The following is a 26648-nucleotide window of genomic DNA, read 5'->3' as shown; positions in this document are numbered from 1 at the left end:
CGGGCGAACATCCGCTCTCTCGTCCGGTAAGGATGCTCTCTCATGGTGCAGTTCGGCGTGTACTACGACTTCCGGCGCGACCCCAACCGGGTCGGCCAAACGTTCGAGCAGCGGTACCAGGAGGTGCTCGATCAGGTCGACCTGCTGCGGGACTGGGGGTACGAGTCGATCTGGCTGACGGAGCATCACTGCACCGACGACGGTTACCTTCCCTCGCCGTTGCCGATGATCGGTGCGCTGTCCCAGCGGGCGCCTGGCTTGCACTACGGGACGGACCTCGCGGTCGCGCCGTTCGGGCACCCGCTCCGGCTCGCCGAGGACGCCGCCACCGTCGCGATGCTCACCGAGGGGCGATTCACCCTCGGCCTCGGCGGCGGGTACGTCCAGCGGGAGTTCGACGCCTTCGGGGTCAACCCGCGGAACCGGCCCAGCCTCGTGACCGAGACGGTGGAGATCCTGCGTCGGGCCTTCACCGGTGAGACCTTCTCCTACGACGGCCGCCGGTTCCAGCTCAAGGACGCCAAGGTGACGCCGGTGCCAACGACTCCGCCGCGCATCGGCCTGGGCGGGATGGCGCCGGCCGCCATCGACCGGGCGATCGCGCTCGGCGACGGGTTCATGGGGGCGTGGCCCTCCAACCTCGAGGAGTACGCGGCCGGTCTCGCCCGAGCCGGGATGGCGCCGACCGACGGAGTGATCGAGGGGATGCCGGTCTGGCTGGTCATCGCGGACGACCCCGAACGCGAGTGGGCCCGGGTCGGGGACCACGCGCTCTACATGATGAACACCTACGCGGACTGGGGCGCCTTCCCCTCCCGCTTCAACCACCGGGACGAGCTGCTGGGAGGCGGACTCTGGCAGTGCGTCGAGGGCACCAGGGCGATCGAGGAGATCGTGGGGCTCGTCGAGCAGTTCCCCCAGATCCAGGACCTGCACTTCTTCGGGTTCCTGCCGGGCGAACCGAGCGCGAGCGCCAACGAACGGCTGGAGTACATCAGCGCCAAGATCCTGCCGGAGCTGCGGAGCCGGCTCGCCCCCGCGGAGGAGAAGGCGTGAGCGACGACCGGTTGGCGTTCCTGAACGACTACGCGGACCGGTGGATGTCCGCGTGGAACTCCCACGACACCCAGCGGGTGCTCGACATCACGCACCCCGAGATCGTGTGGGACGACCGCACGTTCTGGCCCGATGTCGTCCGCGGCCGTGACGAGTTGCGGACGTACACCGACGCGATCTGGGAGGCGATGCCCGACGTCCGGTTCGCCGAACGACAGCGCTTCTTCTCCGCCGACGGCCGGCAGGGGGTGGTGTTCTACCGACAGACCGGCAGCGCGCCGCCGAAGCTCGGTGGCTCCGGGCGGTACGAGAGCGGTGGCTGCGACATCTTCCTGCGCTTCCAGGACGGGTTGCTCGCCGAGTACCGGGCCGCGTACGACATCGTGCGCATGCTGGAGCAGATGGGCTCGATTCCCCCGCGCGGGACGAAGCGCGGGGGAGCCTACGTGCTCTCGCTGGCTCAGGGGGCGTGGCGCTCGACCCAGACTGCGAGCTGAATCCGGCTGGTGAAGTCCAGCTTGGTCAGGATCCGGCCGATGTGACCCTCCACGGTCCGCGGCGAGAGCACCAGGGCGTCCGCGATCTCACGGTTCGAGGCCCCACGGGCGACGTAGCGCGCCACCTCGAGTTCCCGTGGGGTCAGGACGCTGACCGTGGCGGGCAGCCGGGCCGGCCGGACGCGGTGGAGGGCGTAGCGCAGCACCTCCCCGCGGTTGAGGCTCGCGCCGTGCCGGTGCGCCATCTCGTAGGCCGGGGCGCCGAGGTCGATCCGGGCCCGCCGCTCGTACTCCTCGCGACGGGCCTGCCAGTCGGACGACCCGTACAGCTGATGGCCGAACGACCGCCACATCGCGGACGCCGAACCGAGCAGGACCGCCGCGCGCTCCGACTGACCGTCGGACGCCTCGGTCCAGGCGAGGAGGTCGAGGCTGAGGCTGAGGCCGATGGTGTCGTCGAAACCCTCGTTGAGCGCGAGGGCCTCCTTGGCGCAGCGGGCGGCGGTCGCCAGGTCGTTGCGGGCCAGCGCGACGAAACCGCGCGTGTCCATGACGTAGGACCGGAACCACAGCTCGCCGTGCGCGACGCACTGCTCGTACGCGGGATCCAGGGCGGCGTCGGCGTCGTCGAGTTCTCCCCGCATCAGGTGCAGCAGGCCGAGGTGCACGGCGAGGGCGGCGGGCATCGAGGCCGGCGCGCCGGTGGTCCGGTAGCGGTCGGCGACGGACGCCAGCAGGGTGAGGGCCGAGTCGAGGTCGCCCCGGAAGAACGTGGACATACCGCGGACGTGCTCGGTGAACGTGGCCCAGACCGGGTCCGGACGCCGGGCCAGCGCGCGGTCGGCCTCGTCGAGCCGGGCCTGGGCGGACTCGTGGTCACCCTGGAGGGCCGCGACGATGCCCGCGGTCGCCAGGGCCGGTGCCCGCCCCGCCGAGTCGGGGTCGGTCGCCGCCAGCAGTCGGTCGAGCCAGTGCCGGTGCTCGATGAGCGAGAAGGGCACGGCCCAGAGGAACCAGGGGACACCGAGCAGGCGCAGGGCGGTGTCGCCACAGCTCGGTTCGGCCACGCCGAACTCGGCCGCCGTGCGCAGGTTGGCGTGCTCGCGGCGCATCCGGCTCCGCCAGAGCGACTGGTCGGGTCCGAACCACTCCCGGGCCAGCCGCGCGGTCAGGTCGGCGTACCACCGGCAGTGCCGGCTGCGTAGGCAGCGGAGCTGATCCTCCGTCAACTGCTGGAGGCCGAACTGGCGCACGGTCTCCAGCATCCGGAACCGGACGCTGCCCTCGGAATCCTCGGAGAGCAGAATCGACTTGTCGACCAGCGCGGCGACGTGATCGAGGACGGAGTCCGGCGGCAGCTGGTCGTCGGCGCAGACCTTGATCGCCGCGTCCAGGTCGAACGAGCCGGCGAAGACCGCGGCCCGCGACCACAGCGCCTGCTCGGCCGGGGAACACAGGTCGAAGCTCCAGGCCATCGTGGCCTCGATCGTCCGGTGCCGCTCGTCCGTGGCGCGGCCCCGGTCGGCCAGCAGGCCCAGGTGCCCTTCGAGGCGGGCCAGCAGGTCCCGCAGCGAGAGCACCCGGAGCCGGGCGGCCGCCAACTCGATCGCCAGCGGGAGCCCGTCCAGCTGCCGGCACAGCGCGACCACGTCCGCCCGGTTCTTCGGCGTGAGCGCGAAGTCGGGTACGACCGCGGCGGCGCGGTCGCAGAACAGCTCGACGGCCGCGGACTCGGGCCCGGTCGCACCCGGACCGAGCTCCGGGAGCGGGAGCGGGGGCACCGCGACGATGCGCTCGCCGGGGACGCCCAGCGCCTGCCGGCTGGTGGTGAGCACCCGCAGGCCGGGGGACTCGTGGAGCATCGACGTCACGAGTTCCGCGGCGGTCTCCCGCAGGTGCTCGCAGTTGTCGAGGACGAGCAGCATCTGCTTCTCGCGCACGTACTCGGCCAGCGCGCACAGCGGGTCGACCGTCCCGCCCCGGTCGGCGAGCCCGAGACCGTCGACGAGCGTCTGCGCGAGGAGTCGCTCCTCCCGCAGTGCGGCGAGTTCGATCAGGTGTACTCCGTTGGCGAACCAGGGCGCCGCCTCGGCCGCCGCGCGGGTCGCGACCCGGGTCTTGCCCACGCCGCCCGGGCCGGTGAGCGTCACCAGCCGGCCGGAGCGGAGCGCGGCGCAGACCCCGGAGATCTCCGGTTCGCGTCCCACGAACGTCGTGAGATCGATCGGCAGACCGTGCGGCACGGGTGCCTCGGCGCCGTCGAGTCGATTCGCGACGGGCCGCAGGGCGCGCACCCGGTCCTTCAGCACCGTGGCCGAGCGCGTCCAGCCGATGCGCGCGGCGATCTCACTGACCGTCAGATCAGGGTCGGTCGCGAGTTCGGCGAGGATCAGCGGCTCGAACCGGTCCGCGATCGAGCCGGTCGCCGCCCGCGCCGACCGCACCGGGGGCGAGTCGCACGCCAGCGCCCGCCGGACCGTGTTGCGAGCGATGCCGAGGTCGCGCGCGATCGCCTTGATCGCCGAACCGCCCGCGTGGCGGTCCCGGATTTCGTGCCAGAGGTCGGTGTCCACGACGCGCGTCGCCCTCCCGTCGGTACGCCCGGTACGGCGTGCCCAGGTTGTGAAGGGTCAGTCTTGGCCCGTCCGGCGTAGGGGTCAAGGGATCGGCGCTGGTCGTCGCGCCGGGTCCCGGGGGTGGGGTCAACCGGGCACATCTGCGCTGACCCCCGGGTGCGGGTGGTGTTGGCGACCACAAATGCCCAGGTGGGAGGGGTGATTCCGGTGCCGGGTGGGCCGTGCCACCCGCCCGCGCCGCTCACGGGTCTCCACGCTGTTGGCGACCTCCGGCCGTCGAGCAATGTGCTGCTGCGACACCACATCAGGGACGTGGATGTCGGTCCCGAGAGGAGCTCGACGGTGATTCCGCTGCCTGTCCTCGCCTTCTCCCTGGCGCCGCCCCCCGGCCCTTCCCTCGAATCGCTCCCCGAAAGGAGAGTCGTGACCACCGTTTCGGTTACTCCGACTCAGCAAGCGAACATCGACGCGATCGTCGGCGCCTACGAGGCCGCCGCCAAGGGCGACTTCAGCGTCATGCTCGACCTCTGGCACGACGACATCACGATCTGCACCTGGACGCTGCACGGCGGCAACCAGCGGATCCTGACCAAGTCCGACGCCCTCGCCGCCTTCGGCGTCGTCGGGAAGCTCGACGGCGTGCGTGACGAGGTCGTGTCCGCGACCCCGATCGGTGACGACATCGTCTCCACCGTCAACCGGGTCTACCGCAAGTACGGCGAGAACGAGCTCGACACGGAGATCGGAATCCTCGTCCGGTTCAAGGACGGGAAGATCTACCGGATGGCCGAGGTTTGTCCACGGAACTTCGAGGAGTTCTGGGACGCGACCGGGCTTCAGGAGTAGTCATGACGAAGGGAGTGGGCAACGCGCCCCGGGAGATCCGGGCTCTGTCGGCCGCGACGCTGTGTGAGGCCTTCCAGGTGACCGCCGCCGAGCGCGGGAACCAGGTCGCCATCCGGCTTCAGGGTGACGCCGTGTCGCTGACGTGGCGTCAGTACGCGGACCGGGTCGCCGCCGCCGCGGGCGGCCTGTCCCGCCTCGGTGTCGGGCGCGGCGAAGCCGTGGCGATCCTGCTGAGCAACCGGCCGGAGTTCCACGTCGTCGACGCGGCGATCATGCACCTGGGCGCGGTGCCCTTCTCCCTGTACAACTCCGCGGCCCGGGAGCAGCTCGCGCACATCCTGCGCGACTCGGGGGCCCGGGTCCTCATCACCGAGTCCGCGTTCGCCGCCACCGCGGACGTCCTGCGCGACGCCACCGGGCTCGAGCACGTCGTCGTCGTCGACTCGACCGGGCCGGGCAGCCTGGCCGAGCTCGAGTGCGGCGGTCCGGAGCCGGACTTCGAGGAGCGCTGGCGTGCGGTGGAGCCGGAGGACCTGGCCACGCTGATCTACACCTCCGGCACGACCGGTCCGCCCAAGTGCGTGCAGGTGACGCACCGCGGGCTGCTGGCCGAGTGGGCCGGCCTGCACCAGGTCTTCGACATCACGCCCGGCGGGCGGATCCTGTCCTGGCTGCCCGCCGCGCACATCGCCGACCGGCTGCTCGGCCAGTACCAGCACATGTGTTTCGGGCACACGATCACCTGTGTTCCCGACATCAAGGAGCTCGGCGCGCACCTGGTCGACGTGCGGCCGACCTTCTGGGTCGCGGTGCCGCGCGTCTACGAGAAGTTCCGGGCCGCCCTGCTCGCCGGGTTCACCCCGGAGCAGCACGCCGCCCTCGAGGTGGGGCTGCGGTACGCCGCCGCGGCCCGGGCCGGCTCGGTCGATCCCGAGCTGCAGGCCGCTTACGAGCGCCTCGACGCGGCCGTGTTCGGGCCCGTCCGCGCGTCCCTCGGTCTCGATCGGGCCGAGCAGTTCGTCGTCGGTGCCTCGCCGATCCCCGTGCCGGTGCTGGAGTTCTTCCACGCCCTCGGTATGCCGGTGTGCGAGGTCTGGGGCATGTCCGAGCTGCCGATCGCGACCGCGAACCCGCCGTCGGCGCCCAAGCTCGGATCGGTGGGCCTGCCCGTTCCGGGCGTGGAGCTGCGGCTGGACCCGGACGGCGAGGTCCTCGTGCGGGGCCGGTTGCTCATGCGCGGTTACCGGGAGCCGGACCAGACCGCGGCGGCGATGGACGCCGACGGTTGGTACCGCACCGGCGACGTCGGCACGCTCGACGAGGACGGCTACCTCACGATCGTCGACCGCAAGAAGGAGCTGATCATCAGCTCGACCGGCAAGAACATGTCGCCGACGAACATCGAGGCGGAGCTCAAGAGCGCCAGTCAGCTGATCGGGCACGCCGTGGCCATCGGCGACAACCGGCCCTACAACGTCGCGCTGCTCGTGCTCGACCCGGACGGTGTCGCGGCCTTCGCGAAGAAGGCCGGGCTGGACGTCACGGGGACGGCGGCGCTGGCGGCCGAGCCCGCCGTGCTCGAGGCGATCGCCGAGGGCGTCGAACGCGCCAACGCCCGTCTGGCGCGCCCGGAGCAGATCCGGCGGCACCTGGTCCTGGGCGTCGACTGGATGCCGGGCGGGGACGAGCTGACGCCGACCTCGAAGCTGCGGCGCAAGCCGATCGCGGAGAAGTACGCGACGGAGATCGCCCGCCTCTACGAGGGCACACCCGGGGATGGGTTCGACCCCGTGGAGCACCTGCGGCGCAGCGTCGACGAGGTCTGGAACGCCGGCGACGTCGCCGGTTTCATGGCGGCCTTCGCCGACGATGCGGTGCTCGCTCCCCAGGCCGACCGCGACGACGACGGCCCGCTCATCACCGGCAAGGCCGAGATCACCCGTTTCTTCGAGAAGATCCATCGGCCGACGGTGTGGACGTCACTGCGGGCGGTCGGGGACTCCGAGGTGCTCGCATCTTTCCGTTGGGCGGACTCCCCGGAGGCCGGGGGCGACGACTGGTTCCTGCGCTACACCTACCGCGGCCGCACGATCGTCCGCGCCCGGTACTACGACGCCGCCACGAAGGTGCCGACATGACCGGCCGTGTGCGGGTGCTCTGCATCGGCGGGTCGACGCGACCGAACTCCAGCGCCGAGAAGGCCGTGCGCGTCAGCGCGGCCGCGGCCGAGGAGGCCGGTGCCGTCGTCGACCTGATCGTCAGTCGGGAACTGATGCTCCCGATCTACGACACAGAGACGGCCGCCCGCACGCCGGCGGCGGAACGGTTCGTCGCGGCGGTCCGGGCGGCCGACGCGCTGATCATCGCCTCCCCGGGCTACCACGGCTCGGTGTCGGGGATGATCAAGAACGCCCTCGACTACCTCGAGGACACCAACCGCGACGACCGGGTGTACCTCGACGGAGTGCCCGTGGGTTGCATCGCGGTGTCCTACGGGTGGCAGGCCACGGTCTCGACCCTGCAGGGAATGCGGACCGCCGTGCATGCGCTGCGCGGCTGGCCGAGCCCCTTCGGGGCGACGATCAACGCGAGCGAGAAGGTCTTCGCGGACGACGGGTCCTGCTGCGACGAGCGCGCCCGTTTCGGCCTCGAGACCGTCGCACGCCAGGTCGTCGAGTTCGCGACGCTGCGCCAGGGCGGTCGGGTCCGCGACCTGGCGCTCGTCGGCGAGGTGTGAGATGACCGCGTCCTTCTCCGAGGTGGCCGATCCGCTCGCGGCGTTCCGCCTGGACGGCCGGGTGGTCGTCATCACCGGCGCCAGTTCCGGCCTCGGTGCCGGGTTCGCTCGCGCGGTCGCGGCCGTGGGCGGCCGGATCGTGCTGGCCGCCCGCCGGGAGGATCGCCTCAAGGCGCTGGCGGAAGACCTGCGGGGCACGGGCGCCGTGGTGGTTCCGCAGGTCACCGACGTCAGCGATGCCGCCGCGTGCGCGGAGCTTGTCGAGACCGCCGTCGCGCAGTTCGGGCGGGTCGACGTGCTGGTGAACAACGCCGGCGTCGGCGGGGCGGTCCCCGCCACCCGCGAGTCGCCCGAGGCGTTCCGGCAGGTGCTGGACGTCAACCTCGTCGGGTCGTTCCTGATGGCGCAGGCGTGCGCGCGCGTCATGCTCCCGGGGTCGGCGATCGTGAACGTCGCGAGCGTCCTCGCGCTCGTGGCCCCGCGCTTCCCCCAGGCGGCGTACACGGCGAGCAAGGCTGGGCTCCTCGGTCTGACGCGGGACCTGGCGCAGCAGTGGTCGGCGCGCAAGGGCATCCGCGTCAACGCGCTGTGCCCCGGTTACGTCATCACCGAGATGACCGAGGGTGACACCGACCGGCTCACGCCGGTGATCGAGGGCAACACGATGCTCCGCCGCTTCGGTCTACAGGCCGAACTCGACTCGGCGCTGCTGTTCCTCGCGAGCCCGGCGTCGGCCTACGTGACCGGAACTGCGCTGACGGTCGACGGCGGCCTGACCGCCCTCTGACCGCCGCGCGCGGTCGTCCCGACCCGATCGACTTTGAAGGAGGGTGCACGGTGGCAGGTAAGCCCACGTGGCGACGTGGTGTCGACGCGGTGGAGGGAGCGCTCTCCCCGGTCGCCGGCCACGTCGTCCGGAACGAGACCTTCGCGCTCTCGGTCGCGGTGGTGGCCCGCACCCGACGGGGACTGGCGGCCCGGGCCGAGCGCATGTCGCGCCAGGGCCTGCACCTGCTGAACCTGCCGGCCGGCAGCGACATCAATCGGCTGCTGCGGTCCATCGCCTCCCTCGAGCGCGAGGTGCGCGAGCTGGCGAAGCAGCTGGAGACGCCGGCCAGGAGTGGGCATGTTGTCGTTGAGCCCCACTGACGCCCTCGACCGGGTACGGGGCGACCTCGATCGCCTGAGGACCCGCGCCCACAACGGGCTCCGGCACCTGGGTGGCGTGCCGATGGGACCGGTCGGACACACCCCGCGCCGGACGGTCTGGAGCCGTGACAACGTGACGCTCCATCACTATCAGGGCCGCGGATCGCGGAGCCCGGTACTGGTGGTCCACAGCCTTGTCACCCAGTCCTACGTCTTCGACCTGCGGCCGGGCAGCAGCCTCGTCGAGGACTTCCTCGCGGCCGGGCACGACGTCTACCTCCTGGACTGGGGGATCCCCGGTCCGGTGGAGGCGGGCAACACGCTGGAGACGTACTGCCTGGAGTACCTCCCGCTGGCGGTCCAGGTGGTGCACGAACGCACCGGGGCGCCCCGCGTCGACCTCCTTGGCTACTGCCTGGGCGCGGTGCTCTCGCTGCTCACGCTGGCGGCGCGGCCCGACCTCCCCGTCGGGAGTCTGGTCGCTCTCGCCACCCCGGTGGACTTCACGCACCTGGGACCGCTCGCGACCCTGCTCCAGCAGCACCAGCTCGAACCCGCCGACCTGCTCGACGAGACCGGCAACGTGCCCGCCTCGCTGATCCTCAGCGGCTTCCGCATGAGCCAGCCCACCGGCGACATCGTCACGTACGCCAACCTCTGGCAGAGCCTCGCGCACGACGAGAGCGCCGCGGCGCACCAGGCGTTCGTCGGCTGGTCCAGCGCGCACATCCCCTTTCCCGGCGCGGCGTTCGAGCAGATGGTCGAGTTGATGGTCCGCGGCGACCGGCTCCGCTCCGGATCGTTCCCCCTGGGTGGCCGGGACGTGTCGCTCGGAGCGATCCCCGCGCGCGTGCTCAGCGTGGTGGGGGAGCGTGACAATCTCGTCCCGCCGGCGGCCACCGCCCCGCTCGCCGAGGCGCTCGGACGCCCCGTCGACAACGTCCGCCTGCCCGCCGGCCACGCCGGGCTGTTCGTCGGCCGCCAGGCGAAGAAGCACGGCATCCCCGCGATGCTGGCGTGGCTGGCCGAACCCGACCCGGCCCGGAGCACGTGATGGGGCCGGCCGGAGCGATGATCGATCAGGTGCGCGGCGCGCTGACCCTGGCCCGGGTCAACACGCGTCTCGGCGAGCGCCCCGACCGTCCACTCCGGGCGCTGCTCGCGATGCTCCCGCACGGGAGCACGATGCTGGGGGCGGTGGCGGCCGGGACCGCGCGCTACCCGCATGCGGTCGCGATCGTCGACGACGAGGGTGCCGTCACCCACGCGCAACTCTGGGCGGACTCGACGGCGCTGGCGCGCGCGCTGCGGGCGCGGGGCGTCGGGCCGGACGACCGCATCGGGATCCTGATGCGGAACTCGTCCCGCTTCGCGGTCACGATGCTCGGCGGGGCGATGCTCGGCGCCGACCTCGTGTTCCTCAACACCGGGTCGGCCGCGCCCCAACTGGCCGAGGTGGTCGAGGCCGAGCAGGTGACCCTGCTGATCTGCGACGACGACGCCGCCGACCGCGTGACGCCGTCGTCCGGGCCGACGGTCATTCCCGCCGGTGAGCTGCCCGCGTTGATCCGGGACGCGCCCACCGGCCGCCTGCCGGCCCCGGAGCGGACCGGTCGGCTGGTGATACTCACCTCCGGGACGACCGGCCGGCCCAAGGGAGCGCCCCGCGCCGCCGACCGCGCGGCGGCCACCGCGACCACGGCCCTGCTGGGGCGCATCCCGATGCGGGTCCGGGACACGCTCGTGATCAATGCTCCGTTCTTCCACGCCTGGGGACTCGCGAACCTGACGATCGCGCTGGCGCTGTCGGCAACGGTGGTGACCCGCCGTCAGTTCGATCCCGAACAGACTCTGCGGGACGTCGGGGAGTTCCGGGCCGACGGCCTCGTCGTCGTGCCGGTGATGATGCAGGCCATCTGCGCGCTGGACTCCCGCGTCCTCGCGAGCGTCGACACGGCGTCCCTGCGTGTCATCGCCTGCAGTGGTTCGGCGTTGCCCGGCCGGCTCGCCACGGAGATCCTCGACCGGTTCGGGCCGGTGCTCTACAACGTCTACGGCTCGACGGAGGTCGCTACGGCGACCATCGCCACGCCGGACGACCTGCGCCGGTGCGCGACGACCGCGGGCCGACCGGCGCCCGGGATCCGCGTGCGGGTGCTCGACGAGGACGGGGATCCGCTGCCGCCCGGAGTTCCCGGCCGCGTGTTCGTGGGCAGCGCGTCGAGCTTCGAGGGCTACTCCGACGGTGGGGAGAAGGAATCGCGTCACGGGTTGCTCTCCACCGGGGACCTCGGCCATGTCGACCCCTCGGGGCACCTCCACATCGACGGCCGGGAGGACGACATGATCGTCTCCGGCGGGGAGAACGTGTACCCGGCGGAGGTCGAGGAACTGCTCGGTCAGCACCCCGACGTCGCCGAGGTCGTCGTGGTCGGTGTCCCCGACGAGCGCTTCGGGCAGGCCCTGAAGGCTTTCGTTGTGCCCCGCCCGGGCGCGACGGTGGACGGCGAGGATCTGCGCGAGCACGTGCGGACCCGCCTGGCGAGTTACAAGGTGCCCCGGACGGTGGCGTTCGTCGCGGAACTGCCGCGCAACGCCACCGGCAAGGTGCTGCGGAGCGAGCTGACATGACCAGTTCCCGGAACCCCCTGCGCACCGCCGTCCGACGTGCCCAGGCGGCGGCGGCCCTCGCCGTCGCGCCCGCCGCCGACCGCCGAGGCGGATCGGCCCTGGTCGACCTCGGCATCCGGGTCGAGCGGTGCGCCCGCGCACCCGGCGACGGCGCGCGGCGCGGGGTCGCCGCCGTGCTCGGCCGGGCGTCCGCGCCCGTGCACTGGCACGACGGCGGGAGCGGGAAACCGCTGCTGCTGCTCAACGGCTGGACCGCGAGCGGGCTGCTCTGGCCCTCGGACTGGCTCGCCGATCTGGAGCAGCGTCATCGCGTTCTCCGCATGGACAACCGGGGTGCGGGTTGGTCCCGGAGTGCGCCCGCGCCGTTCACCGTCGCCGACCTCGCCGACGACGCCGCCGCGGTGCTGCGCGCCGGCGGCGTCGAGTCGGCGATCGTGCTCGGGTTCTCGATGGGCGGGATGGTCGCGCAGGAACTCGCGCTGCGGCACCCCGACCTCGTCACCGGGTTGGTGCTCGTCGGAACCCGCCCGCCCGCGGCGGCGCACGTGCCCGGGGATCGCCACACCCTCGCGGTCGCCATGCGTCCGCCCGCCCCCGGCCAGTCGCTGGCCGACCACGTCCGCGCGACCTGGAGTGTGCTCGCCGCCCCGGGTTTCGCCGCGACGCACCCGGAGGTGCTGGACGAGCTCGTCGACCAGGTGGTGCGCCGGCCCACGCCCTACGCCGGGGTCCTCGCGCAGATTCGGGCGGTCGCCGGGTGGCACGGAGCCCATCGGTGCGGGCACATCGCAGTCCCGACCGTCGTGCTGCACGGCACCCGGGACCCGCTGATGCCGGTGGGCAACGGAATGCGCCTGGCGCGGCTGATCCCCGGCGCCAAGTACGTCGAACTGCCCGGGGTGGGTCATCTCGTGATCCACGAGGCCCCGAACGCGGTGCGCGAGGCCCTGACGACGCTCGGGCACCGGACCGCCGCCGCGCCGCTTCGTCGAACCGGAGGAGTCGCATGAGTGCGTTGGCCCCGACCGGGATCGGTCCGCCGTCGGTGCCGTCGCGGAGGCGGCGGCCGGGTTCGCCCCCGCTGGCGGTGGTGGAACCGCCGGCTTCGCCCTGGCTCGAGTGGGCGCGTCGGCTCGACGCGATGGCGCGGATCGGCGCGGCGTCCGCCGTCGATCCGCACGAGGTCCGCCGCTACGCGGAACTCGGGGCGATGGCGAAGGAGATGTTCGCCGAGCTCCACGCGTGTCCGGTCGTGGAGGTGCCCGAGCTGTACGCCCCGACCGAGGGGTACGTGACGCCGAAGGTCGACGTCCGCGCGGCGATCTTCGACGAAGCCGGCCGGGTCCTGCTGGTGCACGAGGTCGCGGCGGACCGGTGGTGCCTGCCCGGGGGTTGGGCCGACGTCGGTGACTCCCCGGCCCGGGCCGCCGTCCGCGAGGTCCGGGAGGAGTCGGGCTTCGAGGTGGAGCTCACCAAGCTGGTCGGCGTCTTCGACGGCCACAACCCGCGCTCGACGTTCAGCGCCTATCAGGTGGTCTTCGCGGGCCGGGTCGTCGGCGGGAGGGCCGGCGGGGTGCCCGGCGGCGTGCCTGGCGGGGACGGCGAGACCGACGCCGTCGGGTTCTTCCCCTCCGACCGGATCCCGCCGCTGTGCGGGCACCGGACCCGGGCCCGCGTCCTCGCCGAGGCCTTCGCCCACGCCGCCGATCCGGACCGGCCCGCCCTGTTCGAGTAGGTGTCGGCGGGCCGGGAACGTCGTTCTTCGAGCCCCACCCAGGGGCCGCTGGACTACTGAGGCAGGTCGGCGGACAACACGAACTGAGCTCGACGCGCACAGCGTCAGCGAAAGCGCGCGCTATAGCGACCGGTTCCGCTGACGTTACGGGGGGTCAGGTGATGACGGCTGATCTGGTGGGGCGTCAGGTGGGTGGGCGGCGGTTTTGAGGTCGTCGCGGAGGAGTTTCCAGTGGGCGTTGCGCCGGGGGCGTTGGGTCGGGTCAACCCAGGTCGGGGGGGGGGGGGGGGATCATCTCCGGGTGCCCGTCGGGCCCCATCCGCACTTCCCACCCCTGATGGTGGATCAGATAATGCTCGTGCGAGCAGACCAGGGCCATCTTGTCCACATCGGTCGGGCCCTCATCCCGGCCCCACTACTCGATGTGGTGGGCCTGACACCAGGCCGCCGGCCGGGTGCAGCCCTCGCCGATGCAACCGATGTCCCGGGCGACCAGGGCCGCCCACTGGGCCGGGGTGGCGGTGCGGACCTCGCGGCCCATCGCCAGCGGCACGCCGAGGGTGTCGAGAAGGATCGGGGTGATCCCGGCATCACACGCAAGGCGGCGCAAGGTGGCGATGTCCAGGTCCTGACCGGTGGCGGTGCGGGCGAACGGGTGCCCGGTGTCGCCCTGCATCGTCTGAACTGAGGCGGTGACATGAATGTGGGGGCGGACCCCGTGGGCGACCCCGAGATCGCCGAAGCGCAGGAACTGCTCGAACACCTCACCGAGGGCGTCGTGGCGGCGCTGCGGCGCCGACCGCTCGTCACGGACCCCGTTCACGGCCGGGCGGGGGGCGGCGAGGGGGTCGAGGGCGGCGTTGATCAGGGCAGCGACCTCGTCGGTCACCTCGCCCCGGATCCGGTGCAACCCGGTCCCCAGGTCGGTGATCGAGAAGTTCCGCTTCTTGTACGCCCGGGCGGCGCGGCGGGTGTCCGCGCCCGAGTCCGGGTCCTCCGGGTCGGACGCCGGTTCTTTGCCGTCGGGGTCGATGGCCTCCTCGGCGTGGCGGGTCAGGCGGGTGATCTGCCCCGGGTGCAGCCCGATCCCCTCCCGCAGCAGCAGGGTCTCCAAATCACCGAACTCCTCGACCGAGGCGATCGGTTCGATCTTGACCAACCCCCGGGCCAGGGCGCGGGCCTGCCCGGGGTTGATCCGCCCCTGGGTCAACGCCTCCAGCGTCGCAGTGCCCTTGCGCGACAGGATGTCGGCCTCCTGGACCCGCTGACGCGCCTCCACCGGATGCAGATCCAGCTTGTGCGAGAGCCACGTCGCGGTCGAGACCTTCCCGTCCTGCAGCGAGAGCCCCCGCACATCCGCCTCGCGGACCGCGCGGACCCCGACGGCCGCACAGGCGGAGTCCAGCTGGGACTGCGCCCGGATCATCAACTCCAGGTCCGCGTCCGAGAACGTCCACACCTCGTCCGCGGTCAGCATCGCCGCCGCCTTGCGGACGTCGTCGACCGCACCGGCGATCAGCGCCAGTGCCGGATGCGTCCCCACCCCTGCGGACATACCACATCTCTACCTGTATTCGAACACATGTTCTAGTACTTGGAAAACCTCATTCACCCCACACATCACAATTTTCTGACGGAACATCAGGTAAACCGGCCGCTCCAACGCTCCGGCCCGGGGTGGCATCCCTGGCCCCCCGGCGAAGGTGCGCGGCCGGCCTTGGCCCCGGCGTCTTGGCGAAAGCGCCAAGACGCGCGCACGTTTTCTTGCGATTCCGTCGTACTCACCGCAGGTGAACGCCCGAAGGATCGAGGGGTCCCGAGGTCGCGCAACGATGCGAGGTCCCGATGGAACTGCTCCAGGCGCTGGTCGTCGGTGTGGTGGTCGGCGGTTCCTATGCCCTGCTCGCGCTCGGGGTCAGCCTGATCTTCTCCACGACCGGGGTCCTCAGTTTCGCCCAGGCCGCGTTCGCGATGTTCGCGGCCTACTTCTACTCCTGGGCGTCGGCGGAGAAGCAGTGGAACCCCTGGCTGGCCGCGCTGGTGGCGGTCGCGATCGGCACCGTCTACGGGCTGGCGGTCGAACGCATCGTCATCCGTCAGATCGCCGAGAGTTCCCCGGTCACGCGGATGGTGGCCACCGTCGGGGTCCTGGCCGTGACGCAGGGCGTCGTTCTGCAACTGTTCGGCTTCCAGCCGAAGGCGGCGGAGTCGCTCGCCCCCGAGGGCTCGATCTTCCTCGGCGACCTGGGGATCAGCTACCAGCAGTTGTTGGTGCTGGGCACGACCGCGGTACTGGTCGCGCTGCTGGCCGCCTTCCTCACCCGGACCCGGCTGGGGCTCGCGGTGCGGGCGTCCGCGCAGAGCCCCGGCGGCTCGCGTCTCGTCGGCATCGACCGCGTACGGATCGCCCGCCTGAACTGGGGCGCGGGTGCGTTCCTGGCGTCGGTGGCCGGCGTCCTCATCGCCCCGCTGACGATCATCTCGGTCGCGACGTTCCCCGGCCTGCTCCTGGGCGCGCTCGCCGGTTCCCTGTTCGGCGCCGTCGGTGGTCTGACGCTCGCGGTCGTCGGCGGATTCTCCGTCGGCGCGCTCGAGGCCCTGGCGGCGAATCAGACCAGCACGATCGGCATCCGGTCCGTCGCCGTGCTCGGGCTGGTGCTGCTGCTCCTGATCGTCCGGCGGCGCTGGCCGGCCGACCTGACCGCGGCCGCGTCGATCGAGGACGCCGGCGCGGCGCGGCGCCCGTTCGGACCCGGCCTGCTGGTGATCCTCGGCCTCGCCGGCTGGGCGGTGTACCGGTCTCTCACCGACACGTACTGGGCCTCGGTCGGCATCGTCGCGTTGGTCTACGGCATCGCGGCCCTCGCCCTGGTGCTGCTCACCGGCTGGGCCGGCCAGCTGTCCCTGATGCACGGGATGCTGCTGGGCGTCGGCGCCTTCGGGCTCGCGGAGTACCTCGACCGCTGGGACCTCCCGCTCGCCGTCGCGGTCCTGCTCGCCGGAATCACGGCCGCCGTGGTCGCGGGCCTGGTGTCGCTGGTCGGGCTCCGGCTGCGCGGTGCGCAGCTGATCATCGTCACCCTCGCCGTCGCCGCGGCGGGATCGAACTGGCTCTTCGAACTCGGCTGGCTCGAACGGTCCGTCCAACGCCCGGACAACCTGATGGACGACCGGCGGCTGTTCGCGGTCCTCCTGGGCGCCGCGGCGCTGTTCACGCTGGTCACCGTGCTGTTGCGGCACGGACCGTGGGGCCGGGCACTGCAGGCGGTGGCCCGCTCGGACAGCGTCGCCGAGCACTTCGGTGCGAACCCGCATCTCGTGCGCTTCCAGGCGTGGGTGCTCTCCGGGTTCATGACCGGCGTCGCCGGCGCGCTCTACGGTCTCTACCTGACGGTGCTTCAGCCGAGCATGTTCGGCGTCCTGCTCTCGATCTCCCTGCTGCTCTACGTCGTGACGTGCGGCCGCGCCTCGTTGCTCGGCCCGGTCGTCGTCGTGCTGCTGTTCGGGTACGGGCCCGCGATCTACACGACGTCGCAGACGAACGCCACGGCCATCCCCAGCATCATCTCCGGCGTCGCGGTCGTCGCGATCCTCGCGTTCTTCCCGACCGGTCTCGCCGACCTGGTCGCCCGGTGGCGGCCCCGCGGAACCGCGCGCCGCGTCGCGCCCACCCCGAGTTCCCCGACCCCGGCAGCGGCGGCCACGCCGACCCACCCGGAGCCCGCGCCGGCTCCCGCTGCCCGACCCCTGAAGCGATCGAGGGAGTTGGTGTCATGAACCGACCATTCCGTGTCCTCGGTGCCGGAACGGCTGCCGTGCTGGCCGTGACCGCCGGACTGGGCATCGCGGTCGGGACGGCCGGGCCGGCCCGCGCGGACTCCTCCTTCCAGGCGTTCGAAGGCTCGGCCGACTCCTACGCGATCGGGTCGCAGTCCCGGGTCGCCGCCGCGCTGCCGCTGCCGATCGAGTACTTCCTTCCCCGCACCCGGAGCAACATCGACTCCCAGCCCCGGGCCATCGGCTACGCCGGCGTGGTGGACGTCCCGCTCGGCGAGGTGGTCGCCCAGTTCGGCGTCCCCTCCCCGCTGCCGAACTACTGCTACGCCTTCTTCCCGGGCGCGGCCAGCGCGGAGTGCGGTCTGCAACCGCTGCTGCCGATCGCCCTCGGTGACGGAGTCTCCAGCGGGAAGGGCCAGGCCTTCGCCTCGGGAGACCCGGCGCAGACCGACGGCACCGCCGCCCGCGGCGTGGCCACCTTCTCCGGGTACCAGAGCGGCGCCTTCCAGTTCTCCGTCGGATCGGCGCGATCGCAGTCCTCGAGCGAGATCGTCGAGGGCGTCCAGCGGAACGTGACCGAGGTCGTGCTGCAGAAGGTGAGCATCGGTGGCGGCGCGCTGATGTTCGATCAGATCAAGGCGACGGCCTCCGCGGCGACCGACGGGCGACCGGGCGGCGCGGACGCGACCTCGAGCCTCACCTTCAACGGCGTCACCGTCCAGGGCCAGCCTGCTCCGACGCCGCCCGAGCTCGATCTCGCCGAGCTGATCAAGAACCTGCAACCGCTCGCCGGCGCCCTGCGTGCCTCCGGTGTCGTGCTGCGGCCGGTGGAGCCGCCGACGATCACCGTCGCGAAGGACGGCAGCACCGCAGTGGCCGAGCAGTCCGGTTTCGTCTTCGAGATGGTCGACCCGGACACGGGCCAGGGGACGACGTTCACGCTCGCCCACGCGAAAGCCTCCGCCTACGCGATCCCCGCGGCGGACTTCGGCACGGTGGGCACCACCGAACCCGGCGCGATCACGCCGGCCACCGGCCAGACCGCGCCCGGAACGCTGCCCTCGACCACCGGCGGTGTCGCCGACGCCGCCGCCCTGCCCGGACTGCCGCTGGGCTCTCCGGCGGGGAACGTGCCGGGTGGTGTCGCGAGCGGTCCCCTGCCCGCCGCGCCGACCGGCGCCGCCCCCGGACCGCGCGAGGCGTACCGACCCTTCCTGGATCCCAGCCTCCTCGCCGGCAACAACGCCCTGCAGCACCGCGCCCTGGAGCGCTTCCAGGACCTCTACCTCGCCGGCGCCGTCAGTGTCCTCGCGCTCGCGACCTTCGCCCTGCTGATGGGCCGTCGGCGGGCGGAGCCATGAGCCGAGCCCGTCAATCGTCCGAAGAGAAGGGAAGGCCGTCGATGTCGACGAAGGACAGTCGATCGGGCCGCAGTGCGGCCGCGGCTCATCCGTTGATGCTGGACGAGCAGCCGGTCACCGAGGCCGTGGACGCGTCCGTGCCGGAGTCACCGGCGACCACCGCGGTGCGCCGTCGGGGCCGCGCCGGCGTGCACCTCAAACCCCAGCAGATGGTCGCCATCGGGCTCGCCGCCGCCGGTGTGATCGCGCTGCTGGTCGGCTGGATCGGCGTCAGCACCAAGGTCGAGGTCTGGGAGCAGATGCCCTACCTCATCAGCGGTGGCTTCGGCGGTGCGATCCTGGTCGGGCTCGGCATTGCGGTGTACGTCGCCCACGAGCACGCCGAGGACCGCCGGCAGCGCGACGTACTGGCGCGTCGGGTCGAGCATCTCGAGACCCAGCTCACGACGGCGCTGACGTGGCGGCTCGACGAGCTGGAGATGGCGCTCGCCGCCGAACTCGACGCGCTCGCCGCCCGGCTCGACCTGCCCGCTGCGGACCGCCGCTGATGACCACGCCCTCCGCCACCCGACGACCGCCCGCGGCGCGCCGCCTGCTCCGGGGCCGCGCGGACACCGCGCTGCGGCGCCGGATCGACGCCGGGGTGCGTCCCGCGCCGGCGGTGACCGAGGCGCGCACCCCGCGGCCGCTCGGTGATCCGCTGCTCCGTGTCGAGGACGTGACCGTGCGCTTCGGCGGGGTGACGGCGAACGACTCGGTCTCCCTGGTCGTTCCGCGGGGTTGCGTCACCGCCCTCATCGGACCGAACGGCGCCGGCAAGACGACGATGTTCAATGTCGTCTCCGGCGCCATCACCCCGGCCGCGGGGACGATCCTCTTCGAGGACCGGGACATCACCCGGAGCTCGGTCAGCGACCGGGCACGTCGCGGGCTGGCCCGCACCTTCCAGAACCTCGAACTCGTCGACACCGCGACCGTGCTGGACAACGTCCTGCTCGGCACGACGCAGTACGTGAGGTGGGGGTTCCTCCGCGCGATGGCGCCGGTGCCCGGTGTCTTCCAGGCCGACGAGCGGCTGCGTGAGGTCGCCGTCCGTGCGATCGGTCTCTGCGACCTCGGTCCCTACACGCGTGAGCTGGCCGGCAATCTGCCGTACGGCAAGCGGCGTCACGTCGAACTCGCGCGGGCACTCGCCGCCGGTCCGCGCCTGCTGCTGCTCGACGAGCCGTCCGCCGGCATGGACGCCGAGGAGACGGCCGAACTCGGACACCTCATCGTGCGCATCGTCGATCGACTCGGCGTCTCGGTGCTCGTGGTCGAGCACGACATGTCGTTCGTCCGGCCCTTCGCCGACTACGTCCACGTGCTCAATCAGGGTCGCCTGCTGAGATCCGGACTCCCGGCCGACGTGCTCGTCGACCCCGAGGTCCGGCGGATCTACCTGGGCACGCTGGGAGCCGGTCATGCTTGAGCTCCAGGGAGTCGAGGCCGGGTACGGATCGGTGCGCGCCCTGGGCGGCATCGATCTGACGGTGCAGGCCGGGGAGACGGTCGCCCTGCTGGGACGCAACGGTGCCGGCAAGACCTCGACGCTGCGGGTCGCGAGCGCCATGATCCGCGCGCGGGCCGGGTCGGTGCGGCTCGACGGGGAACCCCTCCGCCGTACGACCACCACCGAGGACCTGGTCGCCCGCGGCCTGGTGCACGTTCCCGAGGGCCGGGGACTGTTCCCCCACCTCAGCGTGGCGGAGAACCTGGAGGTCGGCGCTCATGTCCGCCGCCTGAGCCGCCGTCAGTCACGGTCGGCCATGGACGAGGCCATGGAGTACTTCCCGGTGCTGCGCACTCGACTGCGTCAGAACGCCGGCAGCATGTCGGGCGGCGAGCAGCAGATGCTCGTGGTCGCCCGGGCCCTGATGGCCAAGCCACGACTGCTCCTCCTCGACGAGCCGTCGTTCGGCCTCTCGCCGATCGTGTGCGAGTCCCTCTACGACACCTTTCGCCGGCTCGCCGCCGACGGTCTCGCGCTGCTCATCGTCGAGCAGTACGTCGACCTGGTGGCGACCGTGGCCGATCGGGCCTACGTCCTGGACAAGGGCCACGTCGTCCGATCCGGAGACCCGCGGGACACGTTGTCCGGTGAGGTCATCGAGAAGGCGTACCTCGCCGACACTCTGGAGGTTTCCCGATGACGCGAAGTTCCATGCGCTACCTGGCCGTCGTCGTGTGCGCGGCGTTGGCCATGACGGGATGTGGATCGCAGAAGTCCGCCGAGGAAGCGGCGCAGATCCGCGCCGAACGGGCGAGCGCGATCCAGAACCTCACCGGTGGCGACGTCGCCGCGGGCACGCAGCCGTCCGCCGTCGTGCCCGGTGCCGAGGTGCCGACGCAGCCGGGCGCCGAGGCATCGACGAGCGGTCCGCAACCCGCGGCGGGTGCGGTCACGACCAATTCGGACGGTGCAACCACCGCCGGGACGGCGCAGTCCGGGCCGGCCGCTCCGCAAGGGCGGTCGGGCGGCACCGCCGGTGCCACCAAGCAGGCGGTCAACGGCCCGGGCGTGACCGACACCGAGATCCTGCTGGGTCTGACCGGGCCGCTGTCCGGGGTCTTCGGGTTCTACGGCCAGGAGATGATCGCGGGCGCCGACTCGTACGCCAAGACCGTCAACGCGGCCGGGGGCATCGACGGCCGCAAGATCCGGATCGTCAGCTACGACGACCGGTTCGAGCCGGCGCAGGTGCTGGCGAACGTGAAGCGCCTGGTCGAGCAGGACAAGGTCTTCGCGATGTTCTCCCTGTGGTCGGACGCGGCGCTGCCGTTCCTGACGCAGAAGGGCATTCCGGTCCTCACCCTCGGCGTCACCGCGCCGACCTACTCGTCGAAGTACCCCACGGTCTTCCCGCTCCAGAACAACATCCTGACCTGGAACGAGCAGTTGGCCGAGGCCGTCACGCAACACATGAACATCAAGCCGAGGAAGGTCGGGATCATCTACGACACCGGGTTCTTCGACGGACGGCCGTACACCGAGCACTTCAAGCAGACCTGGCAGGAGTTCGGGGCCGAGGTCACGGTGATGGAGCCGCTGACGCTGTCCGACGGGGACTGCACCTCGGTCGCGCTGAAGATGCGGAACGCCGGGATCGACTTCTGGGACTTCGAGACCCTCGCCTGGCCGTTGTGCGTCGGCGCGATGGATCGCCTCGGGTGGAAGCCGCCGATGGGCATGGGCGGCTGGCCGGCCAGTGCGGCCGGGGTGGCCACGATCGTCGGGCCGAGCGTCAAGGGCATCATTGCGATGAACCTCGCCGACCAGCCGGACGGCAAGCCGCGCAAGCGCACGGCCGCGCACGCCGCCTACGAGGCCGCGCTGAAGAAGTACTACCCCTCGATGGGCAACAACCCGGGCTCGCTGGAGTCCTCGGCGACCCTCGCCTACTACATCGGGATGCAGCTGCTGGCCGACGCGCTGAAGAACATCGCCCCGACGTTCACCCGCGAGGCGCTCGTCAAGCACCTGCAGGGGATCAAGAAGTTCGAGACCGGTATCAGCCCGCCGATCAACAGCCTCGCGCCGAACTGCAAGCAGGGCAGCGGCCAGACCTGGTGGGCGAAGTGGGACTACGACCCGGTCAAGCGCGCCGCGTTCCGCACCCCGGCCACGCCGTACGTCGGCACCGACCGCTTCGAGAAGCGGTACGGCAGCGAGTGCTTCGTCACCAAGATCGCCGACCAGATCGTCGGCAGCGGGAGCTGACATGGACACCGAAAATGTCGGGCCCCTGGCCGGGATCCGCGTCGTCGAAGTGGGCACCCACGTCGCCGGCCCCTTCGCGGGTCAGCTGCTGGGTGACTTCGGCGCCGAGGTCATCAAGATCGAGCAGCCGACCGGCGGCGACCCCATGCGGCACTGGGGGCCGGTACGCCCCGAGGGCTACAGCCTGTGGTGGGAGGTGCTCGGCCGGAACAAGAAGTCGGTCACCGTGGACCTCCGCCAACCCGAGGGGCAGGCACTCGTCCGGCGACTCGTGCTCGAGCGGGCGGACGTCCTGCTGGAGAACTTCCGCCCCGGCACCCTGGAGCGGTGGGGGCTCGACCCGGCCGAGCTCCAGGAGGTGCGGCCGGACCTGATCGTCGCCCGCGTCAGCGGCTACGGCCAGACCGGACCGTACGCGCGCCGCGCCGGATTCGGCAGCATCGGCGAGGCCATGGGCGGGATCCGGCACGTCACCGGTGAGCCGGACCGACCGCCGTCCCGCGTCGGGGTGAGCCTGGGCGACGCCCTGGCCGGCGTGTTCGCCGCCTACGGCGTGGCGATGTCGTTGGTGCACCGGGAGCGGACCCGCGCCGCGACGTCCGGAATGCCGTCCTCGAACGGGCACGGGCCGCCGCGCACCGGTGGTCAGGTCGTCGACGTCGCCATCTACGAGGCCGTGCTGGCCTTGATGGAGAGCCTCGTCCTGGACTACGAGCTCACCGGGCACGTCCGTGGTCGGACCGGATCGACGCTGCCCAACGTCGCGCCGTCGAACATCTACCGCGCGGCCGACGGGGTCTGGGTGCTCATCGCCGCCAACGCCGATGCGCCGTTCCGGCGGCTCGTCGAGGTGATGGAGCAGCCGCAACTGGCCGAGGACCCGCGCTTCGCCACCCACCTCGCCCGGGGTGAGCACGCGCAGGACCTCGACGAGTTGATCGGCGCATGGGCGCGGGGTCTGAGCGCCGAGAAGCTGGTCGAGGTGCTCTCCGAGCACGGGGTCCCGGCGAGCGGCATCTACACCGCCAAGGAGATGCTCACCGATCCGCACTTCGCCGCCCGGGAGAGTCTGATCCAGACCGTTCACCCGGTCCTCGGTGAGATGCACATGCAGGCGCCGTTCCCGCGCCTGAGCGCGACGCCCGGGTCGGTCCGCAGCACCGGACCGGCGCACGGCCAGCACAACGACGAGGTCCTCGGCGACCTGCTCGGACTCAGCAACGCGGACATCGACGCCCTGCGGCGCGCCGGCGTGGTCGCCGGAGAGCCCGCGACCAAGTAGCACTACTCACGACGGGAAAGGCGAACGACATGATCACGCAGGACCCGAAGAAGATCGTCATCACCGCTGCCGTCAACGGCCCGTTCACCATGCGCGAGAAGCGGCCCGGCATCCCGTGGGAGGGCAACCCCACCACGCCGTACACGCCCGAGGAGATCGCCCTCGCGCAGAAGGAGGCCTACGACCAGGGTGCGTCCATCGCGCACACGCACACGCGGCTCGAGGACGGTACCAACGTCCACGAGGCTGAGCTGTTCGGTCAGAGCCACCGGCTGATCCACGCCCAGACGAACATGCTCTGCAACCCGACGACCGGCGGCGGCGGCATGATCACGCCCGAGGAGCGCATCGGCATCATCCCGGCGCTCGCGTCGATGCCGCAGGGCTCGAAGCCCGAGCTCGCCGAACTGACGGCCGGGTCGGTGAACCTTGACTTCTACGACCAGAGGACCAAGCAGTGGACGCTGGGCAACCTGATCTTCAGCAACTCGAACGCCAACTTCGAGATGTTCCTCGACACCTGCAACCAGTACGACGTCAAGCCCGTCATCTGCTGCTTCGAGTACGGACACCTGTACAACGTGCTGCGGATGGTCGACAAGGGCCTGATCCGTACGCCGGTCTTCCTCGACTTCGCGTTCTGCGGCGGACCGATCGTCTCCGGCGTCACGCCCACGATCGAGAACCTCAAGGGCTTCGTCGACCGGATCCCGGACGACCTCGACTGCATCTGGGAGGTCCTGACCTTCGGCGTCGACGAGTTCCCGATCGCGCTCGCCGCCACGGCGATGGGCGGCAACGTCCGACTCGGCCTCGAGGACTACCACTACGCGGACCAGGGCAACCCCACGACCGCCGACCTGGTCAAGCGGTTCGTCCCGCTCGCGGCCGCGCTGGGACGCACACCGGCGAGTCCGGACGAGACCCGGGAGTACCTCGGCCTGGGCTGACGGACCGTCAATCGACTGCCGAAAAAGGATGACACATGTGGGAAGAAACCGGCGGCGGGTTGTTCGCCGTGCGATTGGTCATCGGTCTGCTCTTCTTCGCCCACGGGCTCGACATTCTCACTGCGGGCAAGCAACGCACGATCGACTTCTTCGCCGCCTTCAAGGTTCCGATAGCGCAGATCAGTGCCCCGCTGGCCGGTGTCGCTCAGACCCTGGCCGGCCTGGCGATGATCCTGGGCCTCGGAGCGCAGGTCGGGGCCATCGCGATGATCGCGCTGATGGCGGGTGCCATCTTCTACGTCCACGGCCGGTTCGGCTTCCCCAACATCAACATCGTCGGCCAGCAGGACGACGGCAGCCCGGTGTTCGCGATGCCGGGCTACGAGTTCAACGTCGCCCTGATCGGCGGGTTGCTCGCCGTGGCCATCGGCGGCCCGGGTGTCTGGGCGATCGTCTGACGACCTGAATCACCACGTGCACCACCACGTGCACCACCACGGAGAAAGGCACACCGACATGGAAACCACCCGCACCAAGCGCTCGATCACCGCCGGCGCGGCGGAGGCGGCCATCGCGGCCGCCCGTGAGGCCGCGACGGGCATGGGCAAGCCGATGTCCATCGCGGTCACCGACGAGTCCGGCGCCCTCGTCGCGTTCTGCCGGATGGACGGTGCCCCGCTGCTGTCCGTGGACCTCGCGCAGGACAAGGCCTACACGGCCATCTCCTTCGGCATCCCGACGCACGCCTGGCACGACTTCATCAAGGACGACCCGCCCCTCGCCACCGGCATCCCGACCGTGCGCCGCCTCGTCGTCTTCGGCGGTGGCTACCCGATCGTGATCGATGGCGAAATGGTCGGCGGCATCGGCGTCAGCGGCGGCCACTACACCGACGACATGAAGGTGGCGGAGGCCGGACTGGCGGCGTTGTAAGCCGTGACGGCATCGACGGAGAAGGCGCCGCGCGATCTCGTCCTCACCGAGGTCGGGTTGCGGGACGGGCTCCAACTGGAGGCCGCGACGATCCCGACCACGGTGAAGATCGAGCTCGCCGTGGCGTTCGACCAGGCCGGCTACCGCCGCATCGAGGTGGGCAGCTTCGTCTCGCCCCGGGCGGTGCCGTCCATGGCCGACACCGGGGCGGTGATGGACGCGCTCCGCGGCCGGGTCCGGGCCGAGCTGCAGGTGCTGGCGGCCAACGTCCGCGGCGTGGAGCAGGCGGCGGCGGCTGGTGCCGATGTCGTCAACATCGTCGTCGCCACCACCGAGACCATGAACGCGCGCAACGCCGGGTGCACGGTCGACGAGGCCGTCGGCATCGTGGAGAAGGCCAGCGGGCGCGGTGACGAGCTGCGCGTGGCCGCCATCATTGCGACGGCCTTCGCCTGTCCGTACGAAGGTCCGGTGGAGCCGGAGGTCAGCCTCGGGCTGGTCGACCGCGTCGTCGCCGCCGGTGCCACTCGCGTCACGCTCGCCGACACCGTCGGCGCGGCCCACCCCGCGGCGGTCGCGCAGTTGGTCGCGCGAACCCGCGAGCGTCATCCCGGGCTCGACCTCGGCTTCCACGCGCACGACACCCGAGGGATGGGACTGGTGAACGCCTTGGCCGCGGTCGAGGCGGGGGTCGACGGCCTCGACTCCTCGCTCGGTGGCCTCGGCGGCTGCCCGTTCGCCGGCAAGGGCGCGGCCGGCAACGTCGCCAGTGAGGAGGTCATCGGCGCGCTGGACGACCTCGGTCGCCCACCCGGCGTCGACCTCGACCGCATCGCCGCCTGCAGCGCGCACCTCGAAGACCTGCTCGGGCGCTCCCTGCCCTCCCGCCGGCTGGCGCTGTTCCGGGCCACCGGCACCGCTCGATAGTTCCCACGAAGGAAGGACTCCGATGAGTACCCAACTCGCCCCGCCCCGCGGGACGATCGACTGGAAGCTGACCGCGTACGAAGCGCGGACCCAGTTCTTCAACATGTACGACTCGCTGCCGTTGATGAGCTCCTTCGAGCCCATCGAGATCGTGGGCTACCCGAGCCACCGCGTGGACCTGGTGAAGGCCGAGGGGGGCGACGTCACCCGGCGCGCCGATGCCGATGACGAACTGCTCCTGGTCGTCCAGGGCGCGATCGCCGTCCAGTTCACCGAGAACGGCAAGCCGGTCGCGAGCGCCACCGCGGTCGACGGCGAGGTCCTGCTGCTGCCGCGGGCGCTGTCGTACCAGATCCGGTCCGACGGCGATGCGGCTGCGCTGTACCTGCATTTCCGGACCCGCGAGGCCAGCGCCGTAGAGGAAGGCTGAT

General features: G+C 71.5%; 24 protein-coding genes and 1 pseudogene. 23 read left to right on the top strand and 2 right to left on the bottom strand.

Features of this window, described 5'->3' with window-relative positions:
- Window positions 1-42: 42 nt before the first annotated feature.
- Both SPOPO_RS0107130 and SPOPO_RS0107125 read left to right on the top strand, forming a co-directional pair.
- A complete protein-coding gene (locus SPOPO_RS0107130; RefSeq protein ID WP_019874104.1) occupies window positions 43-1056 on the top strand; it encodes an LLM class flavin-dependent oxidoreductase in 1014 nt (337 codons plus the stop codon).
- Window positions 1053-1553 carry a nuclear transport factor 2 family protein gene (locus SPOPO_RS0107125; RefSeq protein WP_019874103.1) on the top strand — a complete coding sequence of 167 codons (501 nt, stop codon included), beginning with the start codon at window positions 1053-1055 and terminating at the stop codon, window positions 1551-1553. The genes SPOPO_RS0107130 and SPOPO_RS0107125 overlap by 4 nt, the downstream gene beginning before the upstream one ends.
- Here the strand turns inward: SPOPO_RS0107125 and SPOPO_RS0107120 are convergent.
- Entirely contained in the window at window positions 1517-4126 is a 2610-nt protein-coding gene (locus SPOPO_RS0107120) for a LuxR C-terminal-related transcriptional regulator (protein WP_019874102.1), read from the bottom strand. The two genes, SPOPO_RS0107125 and SPOPO_RS0107120, sit on opposite strands and share 37 nt — an antisense overlap.
- Before the next feature lie 426 nt (window positions 4127-4552).
- On the opposite strand from SPOPO_RS0107120, the gene SPOPO_RS0107115 reads away from it, so the two are divergent.
- From SPOPO_RS0107115 to SPOPO_RS0107075, 9 genes are read left to right on the top strand one after another with little or no spacing between them, the layout of a single operon-like run.
- Window positions 4553-4975: a nuclear transport factor 2 family protein gene (locus SPOPO_RS0107115; protein ID WP_019874101.1), complete on the top strand. Its 423-nt coding sequence runs from the start codon at window positions 4553-4555 to the stop codon at window positions 4973-4975.
- 2 nt (window positions 4976-4977) lie between these two features.
- Complete coding sequence (locus SPOPO_RS28220) at window positions 4978-7113, top strand: AMP-binding protein (protein ID WP_019874100.1); 2136 nt, start codon at window positions 4978-4980, stop codon at window positions 7111-7113.
- Entirely contained in the window at window positions 7110-7712 is a 603-nt protein-coding gene (locus tag SPOPO_RS0107105) for an NADPH-dependent FMN reductase (RefSeq protein WP_019874099.1), read from the top strand. Before SPOPO_RS28220 ends, SPOPO_RS0107105 begins: the two co-directional genes overlap by 4 nt.
- 1 nt (window position 7713) lies before the next feature.
- The gene (locus SPOPO_RS0107100; protein WP_019874098.1) at window positions 7714-8499 is read left to right on the top strand and encodes an SDR family NAD(P)-dependent oxidoreductase; all 786 of its coding nucleotides are present in this window, start codon (window positions 7714-7716) and stop codon (window positions 8497-8499) included.
- 50 nt (window positions 8500-8549) lie between these two features.
- The gene (locus SPOPO_RS28215; protein WP_156869657.1) at window positions 8550-8861 is read left to right on the top strand and encodes a hypothetical protein; all 312 of its coding nucleotides are present in this window, start codon (window positions 8550-8552) and stop codon (window positions 8859-8861) included.
- Window positions 8839-9915 carry an alpha/beta fold hydrolase gene (locus SPOPO_RS0107090; protein WP_033384942.1) on the top strand — a complete coding sequence of 359 codons (1077 nt, stop codon included), beginning with the start codon at window positions 8839-8841 and terminating at the stop codon, window positions 9913-9915. The genes SPOPO_RS28215 and SPOPO_RS0107090 overlap by 23 nt, the downstream gene beginning before the upstream one ends.
- Complete coding sequence (locus SPOPO_RS0107085; protein WP_211210866.1) at window positions 9879-11492, top strand: AMP-binding protein; 1614 nt, start codon at window positions 9879-9881, stop codon at window positions 11490-11492. The genes SPOPO_RS0107090 and SPOPO_RS0107085 overlap by 37 nt, the downstream gene beginning before the upstream one ends.
- Entirely contained in the window at window positions 11489-12502 is a 1014-nt protein-coding gene (locus tag SPOPO_RS28210) for an alpha/beta hydrolase (protein ID WP_019874094.1), read from the top strand. The genes SPOPO_RS0107085 and SPOPO_RS28210 overlap by 4 nt, the downstream gene beginning before the upstream one ends.
- Window positions 12499-13227 carry an NUDIX hydrolase N-terminal domain-containing protein gene (locus tag SPOPO_RS0107075; protein ID WP_156869655.1) on the top strand — a complete coding sequence of 243 codons (729 nt, stop codon included), beginning with the start codon at window positions 12499-12501 and terminating at the stop codon, window positions 13225-13227. The genes SPOPO_RS28210 and SPOPO_RS0107075 overlap by 4 nt, the downstream gene beginning before the upstream one ends.
- A 144-nt stretch (window positions 13228-13371) precedes the next feature.
- Here the strand turns inward: SPOPO_RS0107075 and SPOPO_RS0107065 are convergent.
- Window positions 13372-14782 (bottom strand): annotated as a pseudogene (locus SPOPO_RS0107065) (HNH endonuclease signature motif containing protein).
- 290 nt (window positions 14783-15072) lie between these two features.
- On the opposite strand from SPOPO_RS0107065, the gene SPOPO_RS0107060 reads away from it, so the two are divergent.
- The 12 genes from SPOPO_RS0107060 to SPOPO_RS0107005 are packed head-to-tail and all read left to right on the top strand — an operon-like array spanning window position 15073 to window position 26647.
- Window positions 15073-17004: an ABC transporter permease gene (locus SPOPO_RS0107060; protein ID WP_019874090.1), complete on the top strand. Its 1932-nt coding sequence runs from the start codon at window positions 15073-15075 to the stop codon at window positions 17002-17004.
- Window positions 17001-18365 carry a hypothetical protein gene (locus tag SPOPO_RS0107055; protein ID WP_156869653.1) on the top strand — a complete coding sequence of 455 codons (1365 nt, stop codon included), beginning with the start codon at window positions 17001-17003 and terminating at the stop codon, window positions 18363-18365. The genes SPOPO_RS0107060 and SPOPO_RS0107055 overlap by 4 nt, the downstream gene beginning before the upstream one ends.
- Window positions 18366-18406: 41 nt before the next feature.
- On the top strand, window positions 18407-18913 hold the full coding sequence (locus tag SPOPO_RS32495; protein ID WP_019874089.1) for a hypothetical protein: 507 nt from the start codon (window positions 18407-18409) through the stop codon (window positions 18911-18913).
- Window positions 18913-19836, top strand: a complete 924-nt coding sequence (locus SPOPO_RS28200; protein ID WP_019874088.1) for an ABC transporter ATP-binding protein — start codon at window positions 18913-18915, stop codon at window positions 19834-19836. The genes SPOPO_RS32495 and SPOPO_RS28200 overlap by 1 nt, the downstream gene beginning before the upstream one ends.
- Window positions 19829-20557: an ABC transporter ATP-binding protein gene (locus SPOPO_RS0107040; protein WP_019874087.1), complete on the top strand. Its 729-nt coding sequence runs from the start codon at window positions 19829-19831 to the stop codon at window positions 20555-20557. The genes SPOPO_RS28200 and SPOPO_RS0107040 overlap by 8 nt, the downstream gene beginning before the upstream one ends.
- Window positions 20554-22125, top strand: coding sequence for an ABC transporter substrate-binding protein (locus SPOPO_RS0107035; RefSeq protein ID WP_084670915.1), 1572 nt, complete (start codon window positions 20554-20556; stop codon window positions 22123-22125). Before SPOPO_RS0107040 ends, SPOPO_RS0107035 begins: the two co-directional genes overlap by 4 nt.
- A 1-nt stretch (window position 22126) precedes the next feature.
- Window positions 22127-23407 (top strand): CaiB/BaiF CoA transferase family protein, encoded by a 1281-nt coding sequence (locus tag SPOPO_RS0107030; protein ID WP_019874085.1) that lies wholly within the window; start codon window positions 22127-22129, stop codon window positions 23405-23407.
- Window positions 23408-23436: 29 nt separating this feature from the next.
- Window positions 23437-24357 (top strand): beta-keto acid cleavage family enzyme, encoded by a 921-nt coding sequence (locus tag SPOPO_RS0107025; RefSeq protein WP_019874084.1) that lies wholly within the window; start codon window positions 23437-23439, stop codon window positions 24355-24357.
- A 35-nt stretch (window positions 24358-24392) separates the two neighbouring features.
- Window positions 24393-24815 (top strand): DoxX family protein, encoded by a 423-nt coding sequence (locus tag SPOPO_RS32490; protein WP_019874083.1) that lies wholly within the window; start codon window positions 24393-24395, stop codon window positions 24813-24815.
- A 58-nt stretch (window positions 24816-24873) separates the two neighbouring features.
- Window positions 24874-25290 (top strand): GlcG/HbpS family heme-binding protein, encoded by a 417-nt coding sequence (locus SPOPO_RS0107015; RefSeq protein WP_019874082.1) that lies wholly within the window; start codon window positions 24874-24876, stop codon window positions 25288-25290.
- Between the two features lie 3 nt (window positions 25291-25293).
- Window positions 25294-26217: a hydroxymethylglutaryl-CoA lyase gene (locus SPOPO_RS28190; RefSeq protein WP_019874081.1), complete on the top strand. Its 924-nt coding sequence runs from the start codon at window positions 25294-25296 to the stop codon at window positions 26215-26217.
- A gap of 22 nt (window positions 26218-26239) precedes the next feature.
- Window positions 26240-26647: a cupin domain-containing protein gene (locus SPOPO_RS0107005; protein WP_019874080.1), complete on the top strand. Its 408-nt coding sequence runs from the start codon at window positions 26240-26242 to the stop codon at window positions 26645-26647.
- The last annotated feature ends 1 nt before the right edge of the window (window position 26648 follow it).

It is taken from the genome of Sporichthya polymorpha DSM 43042 (assembly GCF_000384115.1).
Taxonomy (GTDB): Bacteria; Actinomycetota; Actinomycetes; order Sporichthyales; family Sporichthyaceae; genus Sporichthya; species Sporichthya polymorpha.
The sequence above is the reverse complement of the archived record's forward strand: the minus strand, read 5'-3'. Positions and strand labels throughout refer to the sequence as shown.